The following is a 10,569-nucleotide window of genomic DNA, read 5'->3' on the forward strand; positions in this document are numbered from 1 at the left end:
GTCGACGACCGGGTCGGTCGGCGGCGCGTCCGCCGTCCGCGCGGCCATGGCCGCCGTCAGGAGCGCGAGCCGGGCCCGGTCGTCGGCGGCGGCCGCGACGCGCTCCGCCAGGCGGCGACCCTCGGCGCCCCAGATCTCCTCGGCTGCGGGGTGCCGGTCGCGGAGCGCGGCGGCGGACTCCCCGAAGACCGCGGCCGCCCCCGGCCGCAGCCGCACGCCGACCGCCGGTCCGCCGGGACCCGTCACGGCCCGGGCCGCGGTGTCCGGCCCGGCGACCGTCAGGACCCCGCCGTGCCAGACGAGGTCGACGCTGCCGTCCGGCAGCACGACCGCGAGGTCCGGTCCGGTCGGAGCTCCGAGGTCCCCCGGGTCGGTCCGACGCCCAACCGCGTCGGCCGCCGACGCACCTGCCGCGGCCGCGGCCCCTGGTTCGATCGCCACCGCCGGGCTCGTCCACCAGAGGCACGCGACCCGCCCGGCGAGCGCCGCCGGGGGCCGTCGCTCGCCGTAGGACACGCCTGCCACCGGGGGGCCCGCCTCAGTCGGCGGCGGCCGCGCTCTTGCGCCGCGTGGCGGGGCGCTTGGGCGCCGACGCGATGCGCTCGCGCGCGTCCGCGGACTCGGCCAGCTTCTGGGCCTTCGACTTCGTGTTGCGCGGACGCTCGTCCTCGGGCGCGCGCTTGGCCGTGCCGCCCGTGGCGACCGCGCCCGCGTCGGCGGTCACGAGGTCGCGCAGGAACCGGCCCGTGTGCGACGCCGCCACCGCGGCGACCTGCTCCGGGGTGCCCTGCGCGACGAGTTCCCCGCCGCCGCTGCCGCCCTCGGGGCCCAGGTCGATCAGGTGGTCGCCCGTCTTGATGACGTCGAGGTCGTGCTCGATGACGACGACGGAGTTGCCGGTGCCGACGAGCCGCTGGAGGACCTCGAGCAGCCGCTCGACGTCCGCGAAGTGCAGGCCCGTCGTCGGCTCGTCGAGGATGTAGAGGGTGCGGCCCGTGGCCTGGCGGGCGAGCTCGTGCGCGAGCTTGACGCGCTGCGCCTCGCCGCCCGAGAGCGTCGTGGCGGGCTGCCCCAGCCGCACGTAGCCCAGACCGACGTCCTGGATCGTCTCGAGCCGGCGCCGGATCTTCGGGACGTTGGCGAAGTACTCGACCGCCTCGTCGACGGGCATCGAGAGGACGTCGGCGATCGACTTGCCCTTGAAGTGGACCTCGAGCGTCTCGCGGTTGTAGCGCTTGCCGTCGCACTGCTCGCACGGGACGTAGACGTCCGGCAGGAAGTGCATCTCGATCTTGATCTGGCCGTCGCCCTTGCAGACCTCGCAGCGGCCGCCCTTGACGTTGAACGAGAACCGGCCGGGCTTGTAGCCGCGGGCCCGGGCCTCGGGCGTCTGGGAGAACAGGGTCCGGATGTGGTCGAAGATCCCGGTGTACGTGGCCGGGTTCGAGCGCGGCGTGCGGCCGATGGGCGACTGGTTGACCTGGATGACCTTGTCGAGCTGGTCCATCCCGTCGATGCCGTCGTGGGCGCCGGGCCGGACGCGGGCGCGGTTGAGCTGGGCGGCGGCGGCCTTGTGCAGGACGCCGTTGATCAGCGTCGACTTGCCGGAGCCCGAGACGCCCGTGACGACGCAGAGGACGCCGAGCGGGATCGTGACGTCGATGCCCGTGAGGTTGTGGTCGCGGGCGCCGCGGATGACGAGCTCGCCCGTCCGCTCGCGCCGCTCCTCGGGCACCGGGATCGACCGGACGCCGGAGAGGAACTGCCCGGTCAGCGAGTTCTTGTTGGCCTCGACCTGCTTGGGCGTGCCGTTGGCGACGACCTCGCCGCCGTACTCGCCGGCGCCCGGGCCCATGTCGATCAGGCGGTCGGCCCGGCGCATCGTCTGCTCGTCGTGCTCGACGACCAGGACGGAGTTGCCGAGGTCGCGCAGCCGCTCGAGCGTCTTGATCAGCCGCTCGTTGTCGCGCTGGTGCAGGCCGATCGACGGCTCGTCGAGGACGTAGAGCACGCCCACCAGCGCCGAGCCGATCTGCGTGGCCAGGCGGATCCGCTGCGCCTCGCCGCCCGACAGCGAGGCGGCGCCGCGGTCCATCGTCAGGTAGCCGATGCCGACGTCCACGAGGAACGACAGCCGCTCGTTGATCTCGCGCACGATCAGGTTGGCGATCTTGCGCTCCGTCGTCGTCAGCTCGACGTTCGCGATCCAGGTCAGCGCGTCGTGGACCGACAGCGCCGAGAACTGGTGGATGCCGATGCCGCCGACGAGGACGTTGCGCGGACCGGGCTTCAGGCGCGAGCCCTCGCAGTCCGGGCAGGGCACCATGCCCATGTACTCCTCGATCTTCTCCTTGACCTGCTCGGAGTCGGACTCGCGGTAGCGGCGCTCGAGGTTCGTGATGACCCCCTCCGCGCGCATGTTGTACGTGCGCCGCCGGCCGGTGCGGCCCTTGAACCGCAGCGGCACGCGCTCGCCGTCGGGGTCGCCGAAGAGGATGCCCTCCTGCTCCTCGCCGGAGAGCTCGCTCCACGGCACGTCCATCCGCACGTCGAAGTGCTCCGAGAGCCCCTCGAGCAGCTTGCGGTAGAACGGGTTCGGCGACGAGGACCACGGCTTGATCGCCCCGCCCGCCAGGGTCTTGCCCGCGTCGGGGACGACGAGGTCGGGATCGACGATGAGCTGCGCGCCCAGGCCGGTGCAGCGCGGGCAGGCGCCGTGCGGGGCGTTGAAGGAGAACGTCCGCGGCTCGACCTCCGACATCGAGAAGCCGCAGGTCAGGCAGGCGAAGTTCTCGGAGAACGTGTGGCGCTCGTCCCACTCCTCCGGGATCTCGTCGCCCTCCCGCAGGACCAGGGCGATCTCGACGAGGCCCTCGGCCTCCTTCGTCGCCGCCTCGATGCCCTCGGCCAGGCGCTTGCGCACGTCGTGGCGCATGACGAGGCGGTCCACGACGACGGAGATGTCGTGCTTGTACTTCTTGTCGAGGACGATCTCCTCCTCGAGCAGGCGCAGGTCGCCGTTGACCTCGACGCGGAGGAAGCCCTCGTCCTTGAGGTGCCCGAAGAGGTCGCGGAACTCGCCCTTGCGGCCGCGGACCAGCGGCGCGAGGACCATGAAGCGCGTGCCCTCGGGCAGCGTCATCACGCGGTCGATGATCTGCTCGACCGACTGCCCGGCGATCGGCCCGTGGCCGTTGGGGCAGTGCGGGTGACCGATGCGGGCCCACAGGAGGCGCAGGTAGTCGTGGACCTCGGTGACCGTGCCGACCGTCGAGCGCGGGTTGCGCGACGTGGTCTTCTGGTCGATCGAGATGGCCGGGGAGAGGCCCTCGATCGAGTCGACGTCGGGCTTGTCCATCTGCCCGAGGAACTGGCGGGCGTAGGCCGAGAGCGACTCGACGTAGCGGCGCTGGCCCTCCGCGTAGATCGTGTCGAACGCCAACGACGACTTGCCCGAGCCGGAGAGGCCGGTGAGGACCACGAGGGAGTCCCGCGGGAGCTCGAGCGAGACGTCCTTGAGGTTGTGCTCGCGTGCACCGGTGACGACGATCCGACCGCTTCCTGCCATTGGTCCGAGTGTACGCACGCGAACGGACGTTCGGTTTCGACGGACGGACCGCGGCCCGAGGTGCAGGGGGAACGTGGTCCGGCGGGCCCGGCTCGCGGCGGCGGGCCCGCGTCAGGCGCGCGGTCGCAGGCCGAGCACCAGCCGTTCCACGACCTCGGGCAGCAGCTCGGGCAGGGCCTCGACGTCGACGAGACCGGCGTTGACCATCGCGGCCAGCCCGTGCACGCCGGCCCAGCCGGCGGTCGTGACCCGCTCGACGTCGCCGGCCACCACGTCCCCCGCGGACTGACCGGCCGCCATCAGCGCGAAGGGCGCCTCGAACGCCCGCCGACCGGCATCGACCAGGGCGGGAGAGGCCCCCGGCCGGTACTTGTTGGTGAACATCAGCTCGAGCAGCGCCGCGTGGCGCACCGCGAACCCGACGTACGCCTCGGCGAGCGCGACGAGGCGGTCGACGAACGGCCGGGGGTCCGCGTCCCCGCCCGCGGCACCGTCGTCGAGCGCCCGACCGAGGCGACGGAAGCCCTCCTCCGCCAGCGCGTCGAGCAGCGCCTGCTTGTCGGGGAAGTGCCTGCGCGGCGCGGCGTGACTGACCCCGACGTCGCGCGCGATCCCCCGGAGGGAGAGGGCGTCCGCGCCGTCCTCCGCCAGGACGTCCTCGGCCCGGCGCAGCAGCGCGGTCCGCAGGTCGCCGTGGTGGTACCGGCGCGGCGTCTCGGTCGAGGTGGCCATGGATCGAGCATAACGGCGCGGGGGCCACGATGTTGTCGTTGACAACTCTGTTGTCGGTGCCTACATTGCTGGCATGCCCAAGTGGAACGCCTCGTCCCTCCCCTCCTTCGCCGGCCGCACGGTCGTCGTGACCGGCGGCACGAGCGGCATCGGCCTCGTCGCCGCCCGTGAGCTCGCCCGGGCCGGGGCCCGCACCGTCTTCACCGCCCGCGACGAGGAGAAGGGCGCCCGGGTCGCCGCCACGATCGACGGCGACGTCGAGGTCCGTCCGCTGGACCTCGCCGACCTCGCCTCCGTCCGGGCCTTCGCTGCAGCGTGGGAGGGCGACATCGACGTCCTGGTGAACAACGCGGGCGTGATGATGCCGCCGCTGGGGCGCACGACGGACGGGTTCGAGCTGCAGGTCGGCACGAACCACCTGGGCCACTTCGCGCTGACGAACCTGCTGCTCGACCACGTCACCGACCGCGTCGTGACGGTCGCCTCCAACGCCCACAAGGGCGGGCACATCGACTTCGCCGACCTCAACTGGGAGTCGCGGTCCTACAGCCCGACGAAGGCGTACTACCAGTCCAAGCTGGCCAACCTGCTGTTCACCCTCGAGCTGGAGCGTCGCCTGCGCGCCGGCGGCTCCCCGGTCCGCGCGGTCGCCGCCCACCCCGGCTACGCCGCGACCAACCTGACCGCGTCCACCACCAACCCCGTCATGCAGATCGCGACGAAGCTGGGCGACCGCCTGATCGCCCAGGACGACGCCGCCGGTGCGCTGCCCACGCTCTTCGCCGCGGCCGCGGAGATCCCGGGCGGCTCCTACGTGGGCCCCGACGGCCCCGGCGAGTGGCGCGGCGCGCCCGTCCTCGTCGGGCGGACGCACCGGGCGAGCGACGCCGAGACCGCCAAGCGGCTCTGGGCGCTCTCCGAGGAGCTGACCGGCGTGGCGGCGCCGGCGTCGATCCCGGCCTGAGCCGGTGACGGGGCGCGGGCCGAACCGGGTGGCGGCGGTGGATCGGCGGCCCGCCGCGCGGCGCGCGGCCCGCCCCGTACGCTCGCCCCGTGACCGAGCGCATGATCGACGTCGGCGACGGGATCGAGCTCTGCGTCGAGGAGCTCGGCGATCCCGGGGACCCCGCGCTGCTCCTGATGATGGGCATGGGCCTCGGCCTGGTGTGGTGGCGCGACGACCTGTGCGCGGCGCTCGTCGACCGCGGGTTCCGGGTGATCCGCTACGACCACCGCGACGTCGGGCGCTCGACCCCCGTCGCCGGTGCGACGCCGGGGCCGCTGGCGATCCTCACCCGTCGCGCGAGGCCCGTCTACACCCTCGAGGACCTCGCCGACGACGCCGGCCGGCTGCTCGGGATCGTCGCCCCGAAGGGCGCCCACGTCGCGGGCGTGTCGCTGGGGTCCTTCGTCGCGCAGCAGACCGCGATCCGCCACCCGGGGCTCGTGCGCTCGCTGACGTCGATCATGGGGCGGCCCGGCGACGGGCGGACCGGGAAGGTCGCCTGGCGGATGCGGCCGGAGTTCCTGCGCTCCGGCCCCCGCGACCCGGCCGGCGCTGCGGAGCACCTCGTCGGCACGTTCCGCCGGATCGGCTCGGAGCGCCGCACGGCCGAGGACGACGAGGACGTCCGCGTGGCCCTCGCCCGCTCCCTGCGCCGCGAGCTCGGGGACGGCGCCGGAGGCGGGCGGCAGTTCGCCGCCGTCCTCGCCGAGAGCGACCGGACCGCCGGTCTGCGCCGTCTCGACCTCCCCACCCTCGTCGTGCACGGCACCCGCGACCGCGTCGTGCTCCCCAGCGGCGGGCGGGCCACCGCGGACGCGATCCCCGGCGCCGAGCTGCTCGAGGTCGACGGCATGGGCCACGACCTCCCCCGCTGGGTCTGGCCGGCCCTGGTCGACGGGATCGCCCGGACGGCCGCGCGCGCCGCCTGAGCGGCGCAGCGGCCTCAGCCCCGCGCCTCGGCCTCCACGAGCGCGACCAGCGCGTCGCAGACCGACGGCGTGCCCGCCACGCACCAGAGCGGCCCGTCCGGCCGCGGGCGGATCGCCGCCGTCCGGCCGCCCGCCTCGCGCACGAGCAGGGCGCCGGGCTCCCAGTCCCACGGCGCGAGGTCGGGCTGGACCCAGCCGTCGAGGCGCCCGTCCGCGATCCACGCCAGCTCGAGCGACCCGGAGCCCGCGCCGGCGCGCAGGGCGCCGACGCCGGTGGTGAGCGCCCGGTTGACCTCGTCGACGCCGGGCATGCCGCGCTTGGAGGGGTGCAGGTAGGTCGAGACGAGCGCCGCGTCCAGGCCGACGTCCTCGCGGACGCGCATCGGCTCGCTGTCGCGCCAGGCCCCCTCGTCGCGCAGGCCCCAGAACGTCTGCGACGCGGTGACGTCGCGGACGAACGCGATCTCGGTCGTGCCGTCCTCGACGAGGGCGACGACGCACGCCCAGCCCGGCAGGCCGCGCACGAGGTTCAGGGTGCCGTCGACGGGGTCGACGAGCCAGACGCGGCGACCGTCGATGCGGTGCCCCTCCTCGCCCTGCACCCCGTCGCCGGGTCGCGCGCCCGTGATGACGGCGACGGCGGCGTCCTCGCCGGCCCGGTCGGCGTTGGTGACGAGGTCGGTCGGCGCCGACTTCTCGTCGATCGTCACCGGATCGGCGAGCGCGCCGATCACGGCCTCGGCGGCGGCGGTCGCGGCCGCGCGGGCCACCTCGAGGTCGGTCGCGTCCATCGCGGGAGCGTACGGGTCGGACCTGCGCGCCGGACGCGGGGTCGTCACCTACAGCTGCCGGAAGGCGACGCCCCAGAGCTCGCTGAAGGTCGGGAACTGGGGGACGAAGTCCTGCAGGACGTCGAGCGGGATCGACGCCTTGATCGCCAGGGCGGACGTGTGGATCCACTCGCCCGCGTCCGGGCCGACGGCCCACGCGCCGACCAGCACCCCGTCGTCGGCGTCGAGCACCAGCCCGACACCGCCCTGCAGGCCCTTGCCGAAGGTCTCGGTGCGGTCGGTGCCGCTCAGGTCGAGGGTCGTCGTCCGCACCGTCATCCCCTGCTCGCGGGCGGCCTGCGCCGTGAGCCCGACCGCGGCGATCTCCGGCTCGAGGAAGACGACGCGCGGGATCGCCCGGTAGTCCGCGACGCGGTCGCCGCCGGTCAGCGCGTCGACCACCACGCGGCCCTGGTAGCCGGCGACGTGGGTGAACGGGGCCTCGCCGGTGATGTCGCCGACGGCCCAGATCCCCGGGGCGGCGCGGCACTGCTCGTCGACCTGGATCAGGCCCTTCTCGACCCGGACGCCGTCCGGGGTCAGGCCGTCGATCCGCGGCGCCCGACCGGCGGCGACGACGAGCCGCTCGACGTCGAGCACGTCGCCGCCGTCCGTCGTGACCTCGGTGCGCCCGTCGTGGTGGCGGACCGACGCGATGCTCGTCGAGGTCCGTACGTCGACGCCGTGCTCGCGCAGCACGCGGGCCGCGTGGTCGCCGACCTCGGGCTCCTCGCGGGTCAGGAGCCGCTCCGAGCGCTGCAGCAGGGTCACGGCGCACCCGAACGACTGCAGGTACTGCGCGACCTCCAGGCCGACCGCACCCCCGCCGAGCACCACGGCGGACTCCGGGACCTCGGCGAGCGACGTGACCTCGCGGTTGGTCCAGACGTGCTCGCGCTCGAGACCCGGGAGGTCCGGGATCGCCGGGTGGGTGCCCGAGGCGATGACCACGTCGGTGCAGGTCAGCTCGCGGTCGCCGACCAGGACGCGGCCGCGCTGCGGGACCGTGGCGCGGCCGCGCACCAGCGTCACCCCGTCGATCCCGCCCATCCACTCCGCCTTGCCCGCGTCGTCCAGGCCGGAGTTCATGTAGTCGCGGTAGTCGCGGATCTGCGCCCAGTCCAGCTCGGGGACGGACACGCCTGCGACGTGCGCGGCCTGGGCGCGCAGCTGGCTCGGGCGCAGCAGCGTCTTCGACGGGATGCACGCCCAGAAGGGGCACTCGCCGCCGACGAGCTCGTCCTCCACCACGGCGACCCGCCTGCCGGCCTCGGCCAGGGCGGGGGCCACGCCCCGGCCGCCGGGGCCGGTGCCGATGACGACGACGTCGAACTCGGGGTCGGTGCTCATGTCCCGGACGGTACCCGTCGCCCGGGGTGGCGCCCGCGTGACGGCGCGACGAGCGCGACGCTGCGCCGCCCACCGCCCGTCCCCCGGATGCGCTTGGCTGTCCCCATGACGACGGCGCCCCCGCTCCCGTTCGCCCCCGGTCGCGCACCGCGGCTGCCGGTCTGGGCGGCCCCGATGGCCGGCGGGCCGTCGAGCACCTCCCTGATCGCCGCCGTCGGGGCGGCCGGTGGTCTGGGGGTGCTGCCCGGCGGCTACCTGTCCCCCGCGGCGTTCGAGGAGCGGCTCGACGCGCTGGAGGCCGCGACGTCCGCCCCGTGGGCGGTCAACCTCTTCCTGCCGGGTCCGCCGACCGCGGATCCCGCGGGCGTGGAGGCGCACGCCGCGAGGCTCGGCCCGGTCGCCGCCGCCCACGGCGTCGCGCTGGGCGACCCGCGCTGGGAGGACGACGGGATCGACGCGAAGGTCGACCTGGTGCTCGCCCGTCGGCCGGCGGCCGTGACCCTGACGTTCGGCTGCCCCGCCCCGGAGCTCGTCGCCCGCATCCGCGAAGCCACCGGCGCCGTCGTCCTCGTCACGACGACCACGCCGGAGGAGGCGGTCGAGGCCACCGCGGCGGGCGTCGACGGCCTCGTGGTCCAGGGTGCCGAGGCCGGCGGCCACCGCGGCGCGTTCCGCGACGACCCGGCGCTCCCCGGCGGCGGCGAGCTGGTCCCGCTGCTCGAGCTGCTGGCCCGGACCCGGGCGGCGACCCCGCTGCCGCTCGTCGCCGCGGGCGGGCTGATGGGCGGCGCCGACGTGCGCGCCGCGCTGACCGCCGGCGCCTCGGGAGTGCAGCTGGGCACCGCGCTGCTGTGCACGCCGGAGGCCGGCACGTCGGAGGTCCATCGCCGGGCGCTGCTGGACCGTCGCTACCCGGGGACGACGGTCACCCGCGGGTTCACCGGCCGTCCGGCCCGCGGCCTGGCCAACCCGCTGGCGCTGGCCCACCCCGACGCGCCGTCGGCGTACCCCGAGGTCCACCACCTGACGCGGCCGCTGCGGGCGGCCGCGGCCGAGCAGGGCGACCCCGACGCCGTGCACCTGTGGGCCGGCGAGGGCTGGCGCGCCGTGACGGAGGAGCCGGCGGCCGATCTGGTCGCGCGGATCGCCCACGAGGCCGGGCTCGAGGGCTGAGCGGTCAGGCCGCGTCGAGGCGGGCCGGGGCCCGCAGGCGGTGCAGCTTGATCGCGAGCTCGAGGGACACGAGGTCCTCCTCGGCGATCACGAGGTCGGTCAGGTGCTCGATCCGCTCGAGCCGCTGGCGGAGCGTGTTGGCGTGGATCGACAGGGCGCGCGCCGTCGGCACGACGCTGCGGTCGGCGAGGTACCGCTCGAGGGTCCGGACGAGCTCGCTGCCGCGTCGCTCGTCGTAGCGCCACAGCGCGTCGACCGCGCCGGCGTGCCGCACGTCGGGCTCGACCTCGCCGCCGACGAGGTAGCGGTAGGCCCCGAGCTCCTCCCAGGCCCGCGAGCCCCCCGTCGGGGCCAGTGCCCGGGCGATCCGCGCGGCCGCGGCGGCCTGTCCGAGCGCGGCGGGGTCGACGGCCAGGCGCTCCTGCACGCCGGAGCGGCCGGCGACGGCGCCCTCCTCGCGGGCGAGCGCGTCGAGCTCCGCGTCCAGGGCCCGCAGTCCGGCGTCCTGCCCGCCCTCGCGCAGCGGCACCGGGACCAGCGCCCGCAGGCGCTCGGGGCCCGGGTCGCAGAGCGCACCGGTCGCCACGTGGCGCAACCGAGACTCCAGGCGCTCCGCCGCGGGCCACGCCGTCCCCGGACGCAGTGGCTCGAAGACGACGACGACGTGCGCCCCGTCGGGATCGATCCGCGTGGAGCGCACCCGCGAGGCCACCTGGGAGCCGCGGCCGTCGGCGATCGCGTCGAACAGGTCGCGCACGAGGTGCTCCTCCGTCAGCCGCTCCACCAGGTCCGCGGTCCCCAGCGCCACCGCGAGCTGCGCCGCCACGGTCTCCAGCATGCCCCGCTCGTGGGCGTCGAAGGGCGCCACCCGTTCGACGGACAGGACGCCCTCCCCCGCGTCGCCCGCCCCGACCCGGACGGCGAGCGCGCCGCGCTCCGGTGCGTCCACCGGCGGGTCCTGCGGCCGGGCGGCCCCGGCGG

Annotated in this window: 8 protein-coding genes and 1 pseudogene; 3 read left to right on the forward strand and 6 right to left on the reverse strand. The window is 75.4% G+C overall.

Going from position 1 to position 10,569, the window contains the following annotated elements; translation table 11 throughout:
- The 3 genes and pseudogenes from Q7T67_RS17545 to Q7T67_RS17555 form a co-directional block, all read right to left on the reverse strand.
- Positions 1–327: pseudogene (locus Q7T67_RS17545) on the reverse strand (hypothetical protein); the annotation flags it as partial.
- Positions 328–538: 211 nt separating this feature from the next.
- Positions 539–3,568, reverse strand: a complete 3,030-nt coding sequence (gene uvrA / locus Q7T67_RS17550; protein WP_304792727.1) for an excinuclease ABC subunit UvrA — start codon at positions 3,566–3,568, stop codon at positions 539–541.
- Positions 3,569–3,679: 111 nt separating this feature from the next.
- Positions 3,680–4,300, reverse strand: coding sequence for a TetR/AcrR family transcriptional regulator (locus Q7T67_RS17555; RefSeq protein WP_304792730.1), 621 nt, complete (start codon positions 4,298–4,300; stop codon positions 3,680–3,682).
- A 73-nt stretch (positions 4,301–4,373) separates the two neighbouring features.
- On the opposite strand from Q7T67_RS17555, the gene Q7T67_RS17560 reads away from it, so the two are divergent.
- Together Q7T67_RS17560 and Q7T67_RS17565 are read left to right on the forward strand one after the other, a co-directional pair.
- A complete protein-coding gene (locus tag Q7T67_RS17560) occupies positions 4,374–5,264 on the forward strand; it encodes an oxidoreductase (protein WP_304792733.1) in 891 nt (296 codons plus the stop codon).
- A gap of 89 nt (positions 5,265–5,353) precedes the next feature.
- Positions 5,354–6,235 (forward strand): alpha/beta fold hydrolase, encoded by an 882-nt coding sequence (locus tag Q7T67_RS17565; protein ID WP_304792736.1) that lies wholly within the window; start codon positions 5,354–5,356, stop codon positions 6,233–6,235.
- A gap of 14 nt (positions 6,236–6,249) precedes the next feature.
- Here the strand turns inward: Q7T67_RS17565 and Q7T67_RS17570 are convergent, their stop codons facing one another.
- Together Q7T67_RS17570 and Q7T67_RS17575 are read right to left on the reverse strand one after the other, a co-directional pair.
- Positions 6,250–7,026: an inositol monophosphatase gene (locus Q7T67_RS17570; protein WP_304792739.1), complete on the reverse strand. Its 777-nt coding sequence runs from the start codon at positions 7,024–7,026 to the stop codon at positions 6,250–6,252.
- Positions 7,027–7,074: 48 nt separating this feature from the next.
- Positions 7,075–8,415, reverse strand: a complete 1,341-nt coding sequence (locus Q7T67_RS17575) for an NAD(P)/FAD-dependent oxidoreductase (RefSeq protein WP_304792742.1) — start codon at positions 8,413–8,415, stop codon at positions 7,075–7,077.
- A gap of 105 nt (positions 8,416–8,520) precedes the next feature.
- Here Q7T67_RS17575 and Q7T67_RS17580 point away from each other — a divergent pair, with 105 nt between their 5' ends.
- Positions 8,521–9,588, forward strand: coding sequence for a nitronate monooxygenase family protein (locus Q7T67_RS17580; protein ID WP_304792745.1), 1,068 nt, complete (start codon positions 8,521–8,523; stop codon positions 9,586–9,588).
- Positions 9,589–9,592: 4 nt separating this feature from the next.
- Here the strand turns inward: Q7T67_RS17580 and Q7T67_RS17585 are convergent.
- A partial coding sequence (locus Q7T67_RS17585) for a CdaR family transcriptional regulator (protein ID WP_304792748.1) occupies positions 9,593–10,569 on the reverse strand: 977 nt, incomplete at its 5' end.

This window comes from Patulibacter sp., assembly GCF_030655195.1.
Lineage (GTDB): Bacteria > Actinomycetota > Thermoleophilia > Solirubrobacterales > Solirubrobacteraceae > Patulibacter.